This is a genomic window from Nocardia sp. NBC_00565, from assembly GCF_036345915.1.
Taxonomy (GTDB): Bacteria; Actinomycetota; Actinomycetes; order Mycobacteriales; family Mycobacteriaceae; genus Nocardia.
The window spans coordinates 3,562,056-3,579,151 of record NZ_CP107785.1 but is presented as its reverse complement, the minus strand read 5'-3'; the positions used below and the strand labels follow the sequence as shown (position 1 = coordinate 3,579,151).

The following is a 17,096-nucleotide window of genomic DNA, read 5'->3' as shown; positions in this document are numbered from 1 at the left end:
AGCGAATTCGGTACGGCCGCGCGCCCGCGCCACGCCGACCGGGAAGGACCAGCATGACAGTCGATCCAGGGGATTCGGTGCCCGCCACTGCCGCGTCGAAGGTGGAGTTCATCAGCCTGACGCACCTCAACCCCGCCACCGAACTGAACCCGATACCCAGCCGCGGCATCGATCTTGCCTTCCTGCGCCGCTATGTCCGGGCGCTCGAGGACGGCGGCTTCGATCTGACATTGCTGCCCTACGCGTCGGCCAGCGCGGATTCGTTCGTACTCGCCTCAGCGGTCGGGCAGCTCAGCGAGCGACTGAAGCCCATTGTCGCGCTGCGGCCGAACACCGTGTTCCCGACCGTCGCCGCACAGCAGTTGGCCACGCTCGACCAGCTCACCGAGGGCCGCGCGGTGGTCCATCTGATCTCCGGCGGCAATGCCGCCGAGCAGGCACGGCAAGGCGACTACCTGTCGAAGGAGCAGCGCTACGCCCGCACCGACGAGTACATCGACATCCTGCGCGACGCGTGGACGAAGACCGAGCCGTTCTCGCACGACGGCGCGCACTACCGGTTCGACGGGTTCGGACCCGGATTCGCTCCGTACGCCGGATCCATTCCGATCTCGATCGGCGGTTCCTCCGACGCGTCGTTCGGCATCGGCGGCCGGAAGGCGGATATATTCAGCTTCTGGGGCGAACCGTTGGCCGATATCAAGAGTCAGATCGAACGGGTGCACGCGATCGCGGCCGCGGCCGGGCGCACCGATCGCCCGCGCATCTGGGTGACCTTCCGTCCGATCATCGACCGAACCGACGAACTCGCCTGGGCAAAGGCCCACGACTACGTCGCTCGGATCGAGCACACCTTCCGGACCGGTGCGCTGCGCAAGCAGTATGCGGGAGCGAAGCCGGAGAACGTCGGGTCGCAGCGTCTGCTCGAATTCGCCAGTCGCCAAGACGTTTACGATCGCGCGCTGTGGACCCGCACGGCCGCGGCGACCAATGCCGCCGGTGCGTCCACCGCATTGGTCGGCAGCCCGGAGACGGTGGCCGCGGCGATCGTGGACTACATCGACCTCGGCGCTGATCTGGTATCTATTCGCGGCTACGACACCCTCAATGACGTTATCGACTACGGCCGCTATGTATTGCCGCTGGTCCGCCAGGAATTGGCGCATCGCGAAGCGACCGGGCGGCGCGGCACCCTGCAGGCCGAGCATCCGGGTGCGCTGGCCGCGGCGGGGCGGTCGTGACCACCGTATCGGCCGGGCCGGTCACCCTGACCGTTCCCGATACCTCGCCTGCCGCGCTTGCCGCGCTGACAGCCGAAATCGCCGCCACTGCAGCCGCTTACGACCGCAGTGGCGAGATCCCGGCCGCGGGTCTGGCGGCCGCGCATCGCGGCGGCTATCTCACCGCAACGGTGGCCGCGCGCTATGGCGGACCCGAGCTCGATCCGCTCGAGGTGGTGCGAATCCTGGTGGCACTCGGTGAGGGCGATCCGTCGGTCGCGCTGATCGCCGCCAATAATCTTGCGGCACACCGGATCCAGACTGTAGCCGGTGGCTGGCCGGAGGACGTGTACGCCGAGCTGCTGCGCCGATCGGCCGAGGGTCCGGCGCTGGTGAACGCGATCCGGGCCGAGCCCGAACTGGGCGCACCCGCTCGGGGCGGACTGCCCGCCACCGTTGCCGGCCGTACCGAGTCCGGGTGGATTCTCAATGGGCACAAGACCTTCGCCACCGGCGGACGGGCACTCGCTTACCACCTCGTGTGGGCCGTGACCGACGAAACTCCCTTGCGGGTAGGACATTTCATCGTGCCCGCCGATGCGGACGGTATCGCCTGGCGCGATTCCTGGGACCATCTGGGTCTGCGCGCCTCGAACACCCACGATGTCAGCTACACCGATGTCGCCGTACCGCGCGGAAACTTCCTGGAGATACCGCAGCAGGACGGCGTCTACCGGGATCCGGCGGCGACCGCCGGTCCCTCGTCGTTCGGACACGCCGCACTCTATGTGGGCGTGGCTCGGGCGGCCCGCACCGCATTCGTCGAGTACGCCCGAACCAGGGTGCCGACCGCGCTCGGCCACCCGATCGCCGACACCGAACGCATCCAGGCCGTGGCCGGTGAGATCGAAACACAGATCATTCAGGCCGAAACGCTGCTGTACGGCACGCTGCTGCGGCTGGCTGCCGACGAACCGGACGTCGCGAATCGACTGTCTCCGGTGAAGGTGCTGATCGCCAGATCAGTGATCGCGGCGGTCGAAACCGCGGTCGCCGCTCTCGGCAACGCGGCCCTGACCCGCCGTAATCCGTTGGAGCGGCACTTACGCGATGTGCTGTGTGTGCGGGTGCATCCACCACAGGAAGACGCCGCCGTACTGGCCGCGGGCCGGGCCGTGCTGCGGCCGGGCGAATAGTCGCCCACCCACCAACCAAGTACCGAGCCGGGCAACGGCTTTCGGACTCACGATGAGGAATCACCCCACGATGTCGAAGATGTTCCATGCCGTGCGCGCCAGATCCGGTCGACGCACGGCCGCAACCGCTGTCGCGGCGCTGACGCTGTTGGTAGCGACGGCCTGCGGCGGGGGGAGTAAAGACAGCGGCCCATCCGGCGCGGGCCAGGACCCGGTGCGCGGCGGCACCCTCGATATCGCCTTCTGGCCCGATAACGCGGCCTTCGCGTGCGTCGACCCGTTCCAGGTCTACTGGATCGAACACCGTTCCCTGATCCGCAATTTCGCCGACTCGCTCACCGATCAGGATCCCGACACCGGCGAGATCGTCCCGTGGCTGGCCACCGGCTGGCAGGTGAGCCCGGACGGACGTGACTACACCTTCACTCTGCGTGACGGTGTCACCTTCGCGGACGGTGCACCGCTGGATGCCGCGGCGGTGAAGACGAATTTCGACGCGTTCCTCGACCTGGTGCGCCAGACCGGCGGCAGCGCCTTCGGCGCCAGCTATATCGTCGGCCTCGAGTCGACCGAGGTCCTCGACGCCAAGACCGTGAAATTCCATTTCAGCCAACCGAACTCGTCGTTCCTGCAGGCGACGTCGACGACCAATCTCGCACTGCTCTCGCCCGCTTCCTTCCAGAAGACGCCCCAGCAGCGCTGCCAGGGCGACATTGTCGGCTCGGGCCTGTTCGTATTGGATAAATACACGCCGGGACAGGGTGTTTCGCTGAGCCGACGGCCCGGATACCAGTGGGGTTCGAAGCTGAGCAAGAACACCGGCGAGGCCTACCTGGACAAAGTGCAGGTGACCTACGTGGCCGAGGACAGCGTCCGTACCGGCAACCTGGTCAGCGGTCAGATCGACATCGCCTGGCCGCGTAATCCGTTCACAGTCGAAGACCAGCGGCTCATCGAGCGATCCGGCGGATACATCCGCTCGCGCCCACTGCCCGGAGTGTCGTTCGCGCTGTTCCCCAATGTGTCGGAGGGGCATCCGCTCGCCGACGATCAGGTGCGCAAGGCGCTCTACCGTGCCACCGACGTAAAGACCTATGCGGCAACGGTATACGGTGCCGACTACCCGGTGGTCGGCGGCGGCTTCGACAGCACCACACCGTATTTCGTTTCGCAGGCAGGCAAACTGGGCTACGACCCGCAGGAGGCCGGGCGTATCCTCGACGCCGCCGGGTGGCGCCTCGCGCCCGGTGAGCAATACCGCGCCAAGGACGGCAAACGACTGACCCTGTCGCTGCTGACCACCCAATCCGGAGCCGGAACGGAATTGTTCCAGGATCAGCTGCGCAAGGCCGGGATCGAGCTGCGGATCGATGTAGTGACCGCCGCCGAGCGGCCCGGTGTCATCACCGGCGGTCGCTACGATCTCGCTGAAACCTACTTCACCAGGGCTGATCCCGGTGCGCTGCAGTTCATTCTGGTCGAGCAGCTGGCCAACTCGAAGGCGCTGGCCCGCAACGCGCAGACACCGGCGACCGCGGCCCGGGTTCAGCAGTTGTTCCAGCAGGCCGTGCAGGCCACCGACAAGACCAAGAGCCAGCAGGCATACGGCGAGCTGCAGAACCTACTGATCGACGCGGGTGTGACATTCCCGCTGTTCGAACGGCTGCAATACGCCGGAATCAGCAACAAGGTCAACGGATTCCGGCTCACCTCGGAGAGCTTCCTCGCCCTGAACGACACCTGGATCCAGCCGTAGCCCCGACCGCGCACTCTCGGAAGGAGGAACCGCGACGATGACCCGATATATCGCGGGCCGGGTCGCCCAGGCGATCCTGGTGCTCTGGGCCGCCTTCACCGTCACGTTCATCGTGCTGTACCTGTTGCCGAGCGACCCGGTTTCCATTCAGCTCGGCGCCGCGGGCATCGAAACCGATTCGCTGACCCCGCAGCAGCTGGCGGCGGCGAAGGCGAAGTACGGGCTCGACCGCCCGGTGTTGGAGCAGTACTTCTCGCTGCTGTCCGGTGCGCTGCACGGCGATTTCGGGACCTCCATCGCCAAACAGGTGCCGGTCACCGACCTGATCGGGGTCAGGCTCGGCGGTACCCTGACGCTCAGCGCACTCGCGGGTCTGCTGGCCGTCGTGCTCGGCACCGGTCTGGCCTATCTCGCTGCGTTTGTGCGTAATCGGCCGCTGCGCCTGCTGCTGGATCGGCTGCCCGCTCTCGGTGTCGCGGTGCCGTCATTCCTGGTGGGGCTGGTCCTGATTCAGTATTTCGCCTTCGACCTCGGCTGGTTGCCGTCGATGGGTACCGGTGGCTGGCGGCACCTGGTGCTGCCCGTGATCACGATGGCGATCCCCGCGGCCGCCCAACTCGCGCAGGTGCTGACGCGCAGCTTCCACGAAACGCTGCGTGAACAGTACATCGTGACCGCGCGAGCCAAGGGGCTCTCGCGCGGCGAGGTGCAGTTGCGCCATGCCTTCCGCAATGCCGCACTCCCCGCGCTGACCATCTTCGGGCTGCTGGTCGGGGTCACGGTGACCAGCGCCATCGTCGTCGAAACGGTGTTCAACCGTAACGGGATCGGCAAGCTCGCCCAGGAAGCGGTGCTCGCCAAGGACGTTCCGGTGGTGCTCGCGATTGTCGTGATCGCGGCGACCGGTTTCGTCGTCGTCAACCTGCTCATCGATCTGATCTATCCGCTGCTCGATCCCCGGATCACCCACACCACGAGAGCCGAGGTGAGCTGACATGGTGCAGACGCTGATCGAACCGACTGCCACCGTATCGGTTCCACCGAGCCCCACGGTGGAACCCGGCAAATGGGCGCCGCGGCGGGCGCGGGCCGTCCGGCTGATCCGCAGGCCACTGTTCTTGCTCACGGGCGCCGTGGTCGCGTTCGTGATCGCGGCCGCCTTCGCGCCGTCGACCTTCACCTCCTATGACCCGTATGCGACCTCGCCCAGCGAACGACTGCAAGCTCCCAGTGGAACACACCTTTTCGGGACCGATGATGTGGGCCGAGATCTGTGGGCCCGGACCCTCTACGGCTCGACGCTGACCATTCAGGCCGCACTCATCGCGGTGGGTATCGCCCTGGTGGCGGGCTTGGCGCTGGGTGTGCTCTCCGGATTCTTCGGCGGCATAGCCGATTCGGTGATCATGCGCGCGGTCGATGTACTGCTGGCGATTCCAGCATTGCTGCTCGCGCTGGCGATCGTGACCGCGCTCGGTTTCGGCACCGTTCCGGTAGCGATCGCGGTCGGCATCGGGATCCTGCCCGGATTCGCCCGCACGACCCGTTCGGAGGTGCTGCGGGTGAAGACGCTGCCGTACGTGGAGGCCGCTCGGGCCGGTGGCGCGTCCTGGACGCGAGTGCTGTTGCGGCACATCCTGCCCAACTCGTGGGGGCCGGTCATGGTGTTGGCGGTACTCGATTTCGGCACCGCGGTCATCGCCGTCGCGGCGCTGAGCTTCCTCGGATTCGGCGCGGCGCCGCCACAGGCCGAATGGGGCACGCTCGTCGCCAACGGGCGCAACTTCCTGGTGACCGCGCCATGGGTGTCATTGATGCCCGGGTTGGTCGTCGCGACGACCGTGCTGTCGCTCAACCATCTCGCCAAAACCCTGCAGGAGCTGCGACGATGAGCGCATCCGAAGCCATTGTCGAGATCGATCACTTGGCTGTGGGGTACACCCGCGATGGTGTCGTGGTTCCCGCGGTGCACGATCTGACGCTACGCGTGCGCGCGGGCGAAATCGTCGCTCTGGTAGGGGAATCCGGCTCCGGAAAGACCACGACCGCCAATGCCGTCATCGGGCTGCTGCCCGAGGCGGGACGCATCACCGGCGGTACCATCCGGGTCGCCGGGGTCGAGATCGGCGGCGCGAGTGAGAAAGTCGTTCGATCACTGCGCGGATCGACGGTCGGCCTCATACCGCAGGATCCGATGGTCGGCCTCAACCCCACCCAGCGCATCGGCGCCCAGGTCGCCGAGGCAGTGCGGCAGCGCGGGATTCGTGGCCCACAGGTCGATACGGAAGTGCTCGATATTCTGCGCACCGCCGGGCTCGACGATCCCGAGCAACGCGTCCGGCGGTATCCGCACGAACTGTCCGGCGGGCAACGTCAGCGGGTGCTGATCGCCATCGCGCTGGCCGGGCGGCCCGAGCTGATCATCGCCGACGAACCGACCAGCGCGCTCGATGTGACCGTGCAGGCACGCATTCTCGATCACCTCGAATCATTGGTGCGCGATACCGGAACCGCCCTTTTGATCATCACGCACGATCTGGCCGTCGCCGCGGATCGTGCCGATCGCGTCATCGTCATGCGCGAAGGTCGGATCGTCGAAGAAGGTTCTCCCACCGACATTCTCGTCGATCCGACGGACGACTACACCCGCCAGCTGATCGCCGCCGCTCCCGCGCTGACCCACGGCGGCGTCATCGAGCCACGATTCGTGCTGTCGCCCGATGCGATCGAGGTGGACGATCCGATTCTCGAACTCGATTCGGTGACCAAGGTTTTCCGGTCCCGCGGTGCGGGGCGGCGGGCACGGTTCGTCGCGCTCGACAACGTATCCGTCCGGGTGGCCAAGGGGCGGACGCACGCGCTCGTCGGCGAATCCGGTTCGGGGAAGACCACAACGCTGCGGATCGCCATGGCACTGGCCGAACCTAGCTCCGGCACGGTGCGTTTCGGTGGCGCGGATATCACGCACCTGTCATGGCGCGCCGTGCGACCGCTGCGGCGCAGATTCCAATTGGTGCACCAGAATCCGTTCGCCTCGCTGGATCCGCGATTCACGGTGCGCGAGAGCGTAATCGAGCCGTTGGTGTCGTTTCGGATCGGCACCAGGACCAGTCGCCGGGCGCGGGCGATAGAATTGCTCGATCAGGTCGCACTGCCACGCACCTTTCTCGATCGATGGCCCGCAGAACTTTCCGGCGGCCAACGTCAGCGGGTGGCAATCGCGCGGGCGCTCGCGCTCGAACCCGAGGTGGTCTTGCTCGATGAGCCGGTTTCGGCGCTGGACGTCTCGGTGCAGGAGCAGATCCTGAACCTGCTCACCGAACTCCAGGACAGGCTCGGGCTCACCTATCTTTTCGTCTCGCACGATCTGGCCGTTGTCGGGCGGATCGCGCATACGGTCTCGGTGTTCGATAAGGGGCGAGTGGTGGAATCGGGTTCGGCCGCAGCGGTTTTCCGTGATCCACAACATGCGTACACGCAACGTCTACTGGACGCGATTCCGGGGCGTCGCTCCGCCGCGCCGATCGACATCGCGGTCCGATGACGCGCTATGTGATCGTCGGCGCCGGGGCGGTCGGCGTGAGCCTGGCGGCGGAACTGGGTGCGTGCGGGCACGGAGTCTGCCTGATCGCCCGCGGCGACACGCTGCGCCACTTCGCGCTGCACCCGGTCTCCTACCGGACGGCAGCGGGCACGCGGGCGATCAGATTGCCGGTCGCGGCGATCACCGACGATCTCGAACTGGCTCACGACGATATTCTGGTACTCGCGTCGAAGACGCAGGATGTGCGCGATGCCGCGCAGGCGCTCGCCTGGCACGAGGTTCGCGATGCGCGGGGCGAAGTGGTGGGCGTCGCCGCCGATCACCTGCCGGTCGTCACCCTGCAGAACGGCCTAGACGCCGAGCGCGCGGCAGCCAGATGGTTCACGACCGTCATCGGCGCCACCTTCCTGATCTCGGCACACTACGTGCGGCTCGGCGAGGTGCAGGTCGGCGGGAGCCCCTATGTGGGCAGCGTGATCGCCGGGGTCGCCGCGGGTGCGCCGACGTCCGGGGAACGCGCGCTGAAGACCTTCGTCGAGGACGTGCGGGCCGCGAATTTCCTGGTCGAATCGGTGCCGGATATCGGGGCCTACAAGGCGGCGAAGATTCTGTTCAGCGTCAAGAACGGCCTCGAGGTGCTGGCCGGTGACCGCACGGTCAAGGATGCCGTCGGTGCCGCGTTGGTCGCGGAGACACGGGCTGTGCTCGCGGTGGCCGGGATCGCACACCATGAGCCCTCCGCACTGGTCCGGAGCGTGCGGCAGGCCGGTATCGAGCAGGTCGGCGTATCGCCCGGCCAACAGTCCACCTGGCAGAGCTTCGCGCGCGGGGCCGGCTCGAACGAAGTCGACTACCTCAATGGCGAAATAGCCATGCTCGCTCGCCTGCACGGCGTTTCGGCCCCGCTCAATGCGCGGCTGCAGCAACTGCTCGGGCGTGCGGCACGCGCCGGCGGCGGGCTCGAACTGCCCGGTCTGGAATCGTTGGCGGATCTCGCGTAGAAATTTCGCTGACGATTCGCCGAAGAGTATTTGATCAGGACGAATCAAATAGTGCGCCGCATGGGCCTGTCCATAGCGGGCGGCCGCGGATCGCGGGCGTTCCGTCACTGCAGACGCTTGCGCCGCTGCTGCGCGGGGTGGTGGCTTGCATCTGTGCTGTCGTAAGTGAACGATTGCTGGACATCGTCTTCGTCTATGTATGGAGGGTGATATGCCGAGGTTTCTGTGGGAGGTCACCTATTCGTCCGCGGGTGCGGGTGGGCTGTTGGCGGAGGGTGGTTCTGCCCGGCGTGACGCGATAACTCGAATGGTGGAAAGTATCGGCGGGACCGTCGAATCATGCTATTTCGCACTGGGTGCGCGGGATTTGTTCGTAATCGGGACGGTTCCCGATGAGGAAGCGGCTGCGGTGCTTGCGATTCAGACGGCCGCTTCCGGTGCGGCGCGGTCGCAGTCCGTGCCGCTGTTGACGCCGGAACAGGTGGATGACGCGGTGCACCGCACTACGGAGTACCGGCCACCGGGCAAATAGCTGAGGGTGGCGCGGTCGGGTTCGTATCCACATCGGTGAGGTTCAGTACGACTTGGGCAGTCGCAGGCTGTGCTGGGCGACATAGTTGAGGATCATCTCTCGGCTGACCGGGGCGATGCGAAGCAAGCGGGCCAGCCCCCACTGGGGGAGTAGCGCGTACTCGGCGCTGAGACCGTTTCCGCCGTGGATCTGGATTGCCTGGTCGACGGCGGCGACGGCGGCTTCGGCCGCCGCGTACTTCGCGATGTTGGAAGACCGGGTGTGTCGGTGGGCACCAGGAACAGCGACATGCGCGCGGCACCGCTGGACTCGTCACGGCCGGTGCGGGCCACGACGATGAGTGCGCCCGCCTCGTCGACGCCGGAGATGTAGTACTTGGTGCCATTGAGCACGTAGTCGCTGCCATCGCGCCGAGCGATCGTCGAAATCTGGTGACTGTTCGATCCGGCATCGGGCTCGGTGATGGCGAAGACGACCTTGGTCGTTCCGGCTGCCATGCGCGGCAACCATTCCCGGCGCTGCGCGTCGGTGCCGTACTTTGTCAGCAACTCGCCGGATATGGCGCTCGAGACCAGCAGGAGCAACTGGGGGCAGCCGTGTGCGGCGGTCTCCTCGCACACGATCGCCAATTCGGTCATCCCGGCGCCGCCACCGCCGTATTCCTCGGGGAAGTTGATCCCGATGAAACCGTGGTCGGCCAGGTCTTTCCAGAGCTCGGTGGTCGGTTCGTGCGCTACTGCCCGCTCGGCGTAGTACTGCGGCCCGTATTTGTCGGTGATCGCCCCGACTGCCCGCCGAAGTTCTTGCTGTTCGGTCGATTCGGCGAAGTCCATCAGTGGGCTCCTACGAGTTTGTCGGGTACGTCGGTGTAGGTCGCGCGAAGGAATTCCCCGAGTCCCTTGGCCTGCGGGTCGGTTCGGGTCGAGGAGGCGACCCCGTCGCCGAGGAAGCCGACGACGACGAAGTTCAGGGCGCGCAGGTTGGGGAACTCGTGGCGGCGCACTTCGAGTCCTTGTGCGTCGGAGACCAATTCGGTGAACTTCTCGGTGGTCAGATGTGACCGCAGCCAATTCCAGCGTTCGTCGGTGTCGGTCCAGACTCCGACATTCGCCTTGCCGCCCTTGTCGCCGGATCGAGCCGCCACGATGGAACCCAGCGGACGGCGCGCAGTAGGGCCGAAATCGATGGCGACAGTGTCGTATTCGTCGCTGGCGGCGACCGCCGAGAAACGGTCGTCGGTCTGCGGACAGTGCGCGATGTTCTCGCGCGTGCCATCGGCGTGCACGACGACCTGTTCGATTTCCGTGGCCGGTACCACCGTCGGCCAGTACACCCCGAATTCCGACGCGGAGGTGGGCGGGGTCGTGGTGTGGAATCCGGCGTAGCCGCCGACCGCCAGTTCCAGCACGGCATTCGAGAAGGCCCGGTCGACCTTGGCGCGGTCACGATCTTTGACGGTGACCCGCAGGTGCGCGGTCGCCTGGCTGAAGCGGACCGGGTCGGCCACGTCATAGCGCAGCAGTTGCACATCCAGCTCGTCGAAAGAGTCACGCCCGCCAAGGATTTCGAACAGCTGCTCGGTCGCCCACCGCGCCTTCTCCTCGATGTCCAGCCCGGTGAGCACGAGGGTCATCGTGTTCCGATAGCCGCCGATGTAGTTCATCGCGACCTTCAGTGTCGAGGGCGGGGCGGATCCGGTGGCGCCGGACACCCGGACCCGGTTCGCGCCATCCTGGATCAGCTCGAGCGTGTCGAAATGCGCGACGACATCCGGGTTCAGGTAAACGGCGGAGTCGACCTCGTAGAGCAGTTGCGCGGTAACGGTTCCGGGAGATACCAATCCGCCGGTCCCCTCGTGCTTGGTGATCACGAAGCTGCCGTCGTGGGCCAGCTCGGCGATCGGCGAACCCGGATAACGGCGGTCGGTGATTTCGTGCATCTGCGAGTAGTTGCCGCCGGTCGCCTGTGGTCCGCACTCGATGATGTGACCCGCCGCCACCGCCCCGGCCAGTGCGTCGAAGTCCGTGCGCCGCCAGTTGTGCCACCAGGCGCCCACACCGAGCACCAGCGCCGCGTCGGTCACGCGCGGCGTGATGACCACATCGGCACCCTGGGCCAGCGCGGCGGCGATCCCCCAGCCACCGAGATAGGCGTTCGCCGAAATCGGTTCGGCGCCCGATTCGGCCAGCGTCAGCCCCTTGTCGAGATGGCGCAGCGGGTGTCCGGCGGCCTGAAGTTCGGTCAGGCGTTGCGAGATGTCGTCACCCTCGATGTGCGCGACCGACAGCGCGACGCCCGCTTCCTCGGCGATGGCTCGAACACGCGCCGCCAATCCCGCGGGGTTGAGTCCGCCTGCATTGACGACGACCTTGATGCCACGTTCGGCACACGTTCGCACGACTTGGGCGAACTGCGTCAGAAACGTTCGCGCATAACCGGTCTCGGGATCCTTCTGCTCGGCCTTCCACAGAATCAACATGGTGAGCTCGGCGAGATAGTCGCCGGTTACCACGTCGACGGGCCCGCCTTCGACCATCGCCGCGAAGGACGCGATCCGGTCGCCGTAGAACGCCGACGCGTTACCGATGCGGACCGGTCGACGCGGAGTTGTCGTCTCCGTCATGAGTCATTTCCCTTCAATGAGCGGCGATTCGGCGAGCGTGTCCGCGCCCGGGCGCACCCGCATAGGCCTGCGCGATTTCCAGCCACGACGCCGCGATATCACCTTCGACGGTCAGGTCGGTATCGTCCGGATGGCGGCGCTGGGTGACCACGAGGACGAAATCCTCCGCGGGCCCGGTCACCCGGTTCATCGCATCATCGGGTCCCCACGTCCAGATCTCGTTGGTGTCGGGTGCGTCCAGTTCGACGCGTACCGGTTCCTCGGGTACCTGGCGGCCATTGAGGCGGTGGGCGAAGGCGAATGTGCTCACACCGAGGTGCGCGATGCTGCGCAGCCCTGAGCTGAGCGGGTGACCGACGCCCAAAGCGTCGTAGACGTCCTGACCGTGTGCCCAGGTCTCCATCAGCCGCGCGGTGGCCGAGGAGGCCACGCTCATATCCGGTCCGAACCACGGCAGCCGACGCCGTGGATCGTCCGTGGCGAACGCGGTGATGAGCCGGTTGCGCGATTCGGTGAACCAATTCAGCAGTTCGGTAGGGGAGAGGCGCCGGTAGTCTTCGGCCACTCGATCGGGGAAATCCGTTCCGCGCGCCATCAATTGGGCGGCGTCGAGTCGAAATTGGTCGGCGTCGGTCAGGGCCAGGTGTGCGAAATCGTCGAAGAACGCCAGATGTGATATCTGGTCTCGGATTGCCCATCCGGCTGCCGGGGTCGGGGTTTCCCAGGCGTCGGCCGACGATGAGTACAGGCCGTCGATCAGTCGATCCGATTCCTGTTCGACGTCGCGCAGTAACGCGGTGTAGTCCAGAGCCATTACTTCCCCTGCCATTTCGGAGCACGTTTCTGAGCGAAGGCCAACATGCCCTCCTGTGCGTCCTCGCTCGAATACACCGGTGCCCAGATCTTTTCGGCGCGCTCGAAGGCTTCGCGCAACGGATACTCGGCGCTCAATGTGGTGGTTCGCTTGCCGGCCAGCACCGACAGCGGGGCATTCGCGACGATCTGTTGTGCGAGAGTCTTTGTGCGACTGTGTAACTCGTCGGGTGCGACCAGCAGGTTGACGAATCCGATCTCGTGCGCCCGCTGGGCGGTCATCGGTGCGCCGGTCAGCACGATCTCCATGGCGACGCGTCGCGGTATCATCAGCGGAAGTGGTGCGGCCCATGGCGATCCGCGTCCCACCTTCACTTCGGAGATGGCGAAGGTCGCGGTGGTCGAGGCGACGCAGAGGTCGCAGGTCTGCGCCAGCAGAAATCCGCCCGCGAAGGCCGCACCGTTGACCGCGGCGATCGTCGGCTTGTCGACCTCGATATTGCGCCCGAACTGTGGGACGAAATCGATCGGCGGGATGGTGAGCTTCGATTCGGACATCTCCTTGAGGTCGCCACCGGCGCAGAACGCTTTGTCGCCGACGCCGGTGAGTACGAGCACCTTGGCCAGGTCGTCATCGTTGAATCGGCGCACGCCCTCGAACAGGCCGTCCCGGACCGCCTTGTTGAGGCTGTTGCGGGCGTCGGGCCGGTTGATGGTCAGCCACGCGACACCATCGCGAACTTCGTAGAGCACCTCATTGGTCATGCGTCCGCCGCCTGTCCGTCATGCACGATCGCCAGCACCTGGCCCGCGTCGACTTGCGCGGACAGTGAAACCGGGATCTTGGTGACAATGCCGTCGGCGGGTGTGCGGATTGTGTGTTCCATCTTCATCGCCTCGAGTACCAGTACCGGATCTCCGGCCGAAACTGATTGGCCCTCAGCGACTTCGATGCGTACGACAGTCCCGGGCATGGGTGCGAGCAGCGACCCGGCCTCCTGGATATCGCTGGGATCGGGGAACCGTTCGACCTCGCGGAGCTCGGTCGCGCCGAGCGCGCTATCGATGAAATGCAGTGGCCCGGAACGTGTTATGCGGTATCTGCGGCGTACACCGTCGATGACCACATCGACAAGTTCGGCTGTCGCCTCATTCACCTCGATGGTCTGCGGCTGCCAGTCACCGACCCGGGCTGTGAGGCGCGTGCGGTCGAAGCGGTATTCCACATCGACGTGCTCGTCGCCGGAGGTGAACGAGACCGACTGAGGCGCGCTCGGCAGGGTTCGCCAACCCGATGGCAGACCGGGCAGTATCGCGGATCGGCCGCGCCGGTCCGCTTGCGCCGCCAAGGCGGCTACGAGCGCATGTGTCGCGACAACCGATTCGGTGACCCCGCGGCGAACCATCAGTCCCGCCGGGTCGTGCCGGTCGAGGTATCCGGTATCGATGGCGCCGGAACGGAATTCGTTCTCGCGCAGGATGCCGATGAGTAGATCCCGATTTGTCGTCACACCGTGCACTCGGGCCTCCTCGAGTGCACGGGCGACCACGTCGCAGGCCGCGTTGCGGTCCGTGCCGTAGCCGATCACCTTGGCGAGCATCGGATCGTAGTAGGTGCTGACCTCTGAACCGGAGGTGAATCCGGCGTCGATACGGACGCCGTCGAGAACCGGAAACTCCAGCGTCGTCAGCGTGCCGGATACCGGAATGAAGCCCGCCGCAACGTCTTCGGCGTAGAGACGCACCTCGACGGCGTGCCCCTTCGGCGCGGCATCGAGCATCTCCTCCGGCAACGGCGCACCCGATGCGACGAGTAGCTGGCCACGGACCAGGTCGATGCCGGTAACGAGTTCGGTGACGGGATGTTCGACCTGCAGCCGGGTGTTGACCTCGAGGAAGTAGAACGAACCATCCTGTGCCATCACGAATTCCACCGTGCCTGCACCCTCGTAGGACAGCGCCTTGCCCGCCGCGACCGCGGCGCGGCCGAGTTCGTCACGCAGCGCATCGTCGACGGCGGTCGACGGTGATTCCTCGATGATCTTCTGGTAACGGCGCTGAATCGAGCATTCGCGCTCACCGAGATGCACCACGGTCCCGAAGCTATCGCCGAAGATCTGCACCTCGATGTGCCGCGGTGCTTCGACGAACTTCTCCAGAAAGACCGTGCCGTTCCCGAACGCGGAGGTGGCCTCGCGCCGGGCACTGTGCACCGCCTCGACGAGCTCGCTCTGCTCGGAGACGATCCGCATACCGCGCCCACCGCCGCCGAAGGCCGCCTTCACCAGGATCGGAAAGCCGATCTCCAGCGCCGCCGCCTGCAGGCGTTCGGGGTCGGTATCCGCCGCGTTCGCCACGGTCGCACCCGGCAGGACCGGCACACCGGCCGCGGCCATCAGGCTCTTCGCCTCGATCTTGGAGCCCATCGCGGCGATCGCCTCGGGGCTCGGGCCGACGAAGGTCACCCTGGCTGCGGCGCAGTCGCGCGCGAATTGTTCGTTCTCGGAAAGGAATCCGTAGCCGGGATGGATCGCGTCCGCGCCGGTGCGCTGCGCGGCGGCGAGAACCAGGTCAGCGCGCAGGTAGGTGTCGGCGGGCGCGGTGCCGGGCAGATGGACGGATTCGTCCGCCGCCAGCACATAGGGCGCGTTGCGGTCCGCGTCGGAGTACAGCGCCACGGTGGCGATGTCCATCTGCCGCGCGGTGCGGATGATCCGCGACGCGATCTCACCACGGTTGGCGATGAGCAGTTTGGTGATCGAAGGCATGGCAGTACTCACATCCTGAAAACGCCGAAGCCGCGGCGTCCGGCGACTGTATTGGAATGGGCAGCGGACAGGGCCATGCCGAGCACCGAACGGGTATCGCGCGGATCGATCACGCCGTCGTCGTAGATGCGGGCGGAGACGAAGAACGGATGCGATTCGTTCTCGATCTGCCGCTCGATGGCGGTGGTTCGCTGCGCGTCGGCCTCGAGGTCGAATTCGCGTCCCGCGGCGGCTGCCGCGGCCTTGCCGACGATGGAGAGCACACCGGCCAGCTGTTGGGCACCCATGACCGCCAGCTTGGCGTTGGCCCAGGTGAACATGAAGCGGGGATCGTAGGCGCGGCCGGACATTCCGTAGTTTCCCGCGCCGAACGAGCCACCCATATTGATGCTGATGTGCGGGACGTCGCTATTGGTAACGGCATTGATCATCTTGGCGCCGTCCTTGATGATGCCGCCCTGCTCGTATTCGGTGCCGACCATGAACCCGGTGACGTTGTGCAGGAAGATCAGCGGCGTGTCGGTCTGGTTGGCCAGCAGGATGAATTCCGTTGCCTTCTTGGCCTCTTCGCTGAACAGCACGCCGCGGGTGTTGGCGAGAATGCCGACCGGAAAGCCGTGGATCGACGCCCAGCCGGTCGCGATGCTGGTGCCCCAGCGAGGTTTGTACTCGGAGAAGCGGGAGCCGTCGACGATGCGGGCGATGACCTCGCGCGGGTCGAACGGCACGCGCGCATCGCCGGAAGCAATGCCGAGCAGTTCCTCCTGGTCGTAGCACGGTTCGTCGGCGGGCATGGTCGGCCCCGGCCCGAGCTTGCGCCAGTTCAGGTGGGCGACGATATCGCGCCCGATGCGGATGGCATCGGTTTCGTCCACGGCGAAGTAATCGGCCAGACCCGACATCCGGGAGTGCATATCCGCGCCGCCGAGCGCTTCGTCGTCGGCATCCTCACCGGTGGCCATCTTCACCAGCGGCGGGCCGCCGAGAAAGACCTTGGCGCCCTTGTCGACCAGGACCGCGTAATCACACATGCCCGGCACGTAGGCCCCACCGGCGGTTGAATTGCCGAATACCAGGGCGATCGTCGGAATGCCCATCGACGACAGTTCGGTCAGCTCGTGGAAGATCCGACCGGCGTGCACGAACAGTTCCGCCTGCGTCGGCAGGTCGGCGCCGCCCGATTCGACCAGGTACACCACCGGCAGCCGGTTGACGCGGGCAATCTCCAACGCCCGCAGGTTCTTTCGCAGCGTGTACGGATTCATGGTGCCGCCGCGCACCGTCGGGTCGTGCGCGATGATCATGCATTCGACGCCGGACACCTGCCCGACACCGGTCACGATCGCCGCACCGACATTGAATTCGGTGCCCCAGGCAGCAAGCGCCGACACTTCCATGAAGGGCGCGTCGCGATCGATCAGCAGCTCGATCCGCTCGCGGACAAGCATCTTGCCGCGATCGTGATGGCGTTTGGCATAGCGCTCGCCGCCGCCCGCGGCGACCAGGGCGAGTTGCTCCTCCAGGGCGCCGATGGCGGCCGACTGCACACGGTGGTTGTCGAGATACGTCGACGATGTGGTGTCGACCTCGGACTTGAGTACGGGCATCCGTACGCCTTTCGATTCGAGTGTCGCGATCACGGC

Annotated in this window: 13 protein-coding genes and 1 pseudogene; 8 read left to right on the top strand and 6 right to left on the bottom strand. The window is 66.1% G+C overall.

Annotated elements, in window-relative coordinates:
- The first annotated feature begins 53 nt into the window (after positions 1–53).
- The 8 genes from OG874_RS17040 to OG874_RS17005 all read left to right on the top strand — a co-directional run bounded on the left by OG874_RS17040 (position 54) and on the right by OG874_RS17005 (position 9,249).
- Positions 54–1,241, top strand: coding sequence for an LLM class flavin-dependent oxidoreductase (locus OG874_RS17040; RefSeq protein WP_330256115.1), 1,188 nt, complete (start codon positions 54–56; stop codon positions 1,239–1,241).
- Positions 1,238–2,416 carry an acyl-CoA dehydrogenase family protein gene (locus OG874_RS17035; protein ID WP_330256114.1) on the top strand — a complete coding sequence of 393 codons (1,179 nt, stop codon included), beginning with the start codon at positions 1,238–1,240 and terminating at the stop codon, positions 2,414–2,416. Before OG874_RS17040 ends, OG874_RS17035 begins: the two co-directional genes overlap by 4 nt.
- A gap of 70 nt (positions 2,417–2,486) precedes the next feature.
- Entirely contained in the window at positions 2,487–4,172 is a 1,686-nt protein-coding gene (locus OG874_RS17030; RefSeq protein ID WP_330256113.1) for an ABC transporter substrate-binding protein, read from the top strand.
- Between the two features lie 37 nt (positions 4,173–4,209).
- Positions 4,210–5,166, top strand: coding sequence for an ABC transporter permease (locus tag OG874_RS17025; RefSeq protein WP_330256112.1), 957 nt, complete (start codon positions 4,210–4,212; stop codon positions 5,164–5,166).
- A gap of 1 nt (position 5,167) precedes the next feature.
- On the top strand, positions 5,168–6,064 hold the full coding sequence (locus OG874_RS17020) for an ABC transporter permease (RefSeq protein ID WP_330256111.1): 897 nt from the start codon (positions 5,168–5,170) through the stop codon (positions 6,062–6,064).
- Positions 6,061–7,716, top strand: a complete 1,656-nt coding sequence (locus OG874_RS17015; protein ID WP_330256110.1) for an ABC transporter ATP-binding protein — start codon at positions 6,061–6,063, stop codon at positions 7,714–7,716. Before OG874_RS17020 ends, OG874_RS17015 begins: the two co-directional genes overlap by 4 nt.
- The gene (locus tag OG874_RS17010; RefSeq protein WP_330256109.1) at positions 7,713–8,717 is read left to right on the top strand and encodes a ketopantoate reductase family protein; all 1,005 of its coding nucleotides are present in this window, start codon (positions 7,713–7,715) and stop codon (positions 8,715–8,717) included. The genes OG874_RS17015 and OG874_RS17010 overlap by 4 nt, the downstream gene beginning before the upstream one ends.
- Before the next feature lie 211 nt (positions 8,718–8,928).
- Positions 8,929–9,249, top strand: coding sequence for a GYD domain-containing protein (locus OG874_RS17005; RefSeq protein ID WP_330256108.1), 321 nt, complete (start codon positions 8,929–8,931; stop codon positions 9,247–9,249).
- Positions 9,250–9,291: 42 nt separating this feature from the next.
- Here the strand turns inward: OG874_RS17005 and OG874_RS17000 are convergent.
- The 6 genes and pseudogenes from OG874_RS17000 to OG874_RS16975 all read right to left on the bottom strand — a co-directional run bounded on the left by OG874_RS17000 (position 9,292) and on the right by OG874_RS16975 (position 17,060).
- Positions 9,292–10,082: pseudogene (locus OG874_RS17000) on the bottom strand (acyl-CoA dehydrogenase family protein).
- Positions 10,082–11,872 carry an acyclic terpene utilization AtuA family protein gene (locus tag OG874_RS16995; RefSeq protein ID WP_330256107.1) on the bottom strand — a complete coding sequence of 597 codons (1,791 nt, stop codon included), beginning with the start codon at positions 11,870–11,872 and terminating at the stop codon, positions 10,082–10,084. Before OG874_RS16995 ends, OG874_RS17000 begins: the two are co-directional and overlap by 1 nt.
- Before the next feature lie 13 nt (positions 11,873–11,885).
- The gene (locus tag OG874_RS16990) at positions 11,886–12,686 is read right to left on the bottom strand and encodes a TIGR03084 family metal-binding protein (protein ID WP_330257316.1); all 801 of its coding nucleotides are present in this window, start codon (positions 12,684–12,686) and stop codon (positions 11,886–11,888) included.
- A complete protein-coding gene (locus OG874_RS16985) occupies positions 12,686–13,450 on the bottom strand; it encodes an enoyl-CoA hydratase/isomerase family protein (protein ID WP_330256106.1) in 765 nt (254 codons plus the stop codon). The genes OG874_RS16990 and OG874_RS16985 overlap by 1 nt, the downstream gene beginning before the upstream one ends.
- Complete coding sequence (locus tag OG874_RS16980) at positions 13,447–15,453, bottom strand: acetyl/propionyl/methylcrotonyl-CoA carboxylase subunit alpha (RefSeq protein ID WP_330256105.1); 2,007 nt, start codon at positions 15,451–15,453, stop codon at positions 13,447–13,449. Before OG874_RS16980 ends, OG874_RS16985 begins: the two co-directional genes overlap by 4 nt.
- 8 nt (positions 15,454–15,461) lie before the next feature.
- Positions 15,462–17,060, bottom strand: a complete 1,599-nt coding sequence (locus OG874_RS16975; RefSeq protein ID WP_330256104.1) for an acyl-CoA carboxylase subunit beta — start codon at positions 17,058–17,060, stop codon at positions 15,462–15,464.
- Positions 17,061–17,096: the final 36 nt, after the last annotated feature.

Excerpts from the sequence above, each read along its gene's own strand:
- OG874_RS16975 (WP_330256104.1), bottom strand. The coding sequence starts at position 17,060 with ATGCCCGTACTCAAGTCCGAGGTCGACACCACATCGTCGACGTATCTC.
- OG874_RS17005 (WP_330256108.1), top strand. The coding sequence starts at position 8,929 with ATGCCGAGGTTTCTGTGGGAGGTCACCTATTCGTCCGCGGGTGCGGGT.
- OG874_RS17015 (WP_330256110.1), top strand. The coding sequence starts at position 6,061 with ATGAGCGCATCCGAAGCCATTGTCGAGATCGATCACTTGGCTGTGGGG.
- OG874_RS16990 (WP_330257316.1), bottom strand. The coding sequence starts at position 12,686 with ATGGCTCTGGACTACACCGCGTTACTGCGCGACGTCGAACAGGAATCG.
- OG874_RS17020 (WP_330256111.1), top strand. The coding sequence starts at position 5,168 with ATGGTGCAGACGCTGATCGAACCGACTGCCACCGTATCGGTTCCACCG.
- OG874_RS16995 (WP_330256107.1), bottom strand. The coding sequence starts at position 11,872 with ATGACGGAGACGACAACTCCGCGTCGACCGGTCCGCATCGGTAACGCG.
- OG874_RS17030 (WP_330256113.1), top strand. The coding sequence starts at position 2,487 with ATGTCGAAGATGTTCCATGCCGTGCGCGCCAGATCCGGTCGACGCACG.
- OG874_RS16980 (WP_330256105.1), bottom strand. The coding sequence starts at position 15,453 with ATGCCTTCGATCACCAAACTGCTCATCGCCAACCGTGGTGAGATCGCG.
- OG874_RS17040 (WP_330256115.1), top strand. The coding sequence starts at position 54 with ATGACAGTCGATCCAGGGGATTCGGTGCCCGCCACTGCCGCGTCGAAG.
- OG874_RS16985 (WP_330256106.1), bottom strand. The coding sequence starts at position 13,450 with ATGACCAATGAGGTGCTCTACGAAGTTCGCGATGGTGTCGCGTGGCTG.
- OG874_RS17025 (WP_330256112.1), top strand. The coding sequence starts at position 4,210 with ATGACCCGATATATCGCGGGCCGGGTCGCCCAGGCGATCCTGGTGCTC.
- OG874_RS17010 (WP_330256109.1), top strand. The coding sequence starts at position 7,713 with ATGACGCGCTATGTGATCGTCGGCGCCGGGGCGGTCGGCGTGAGCCTG.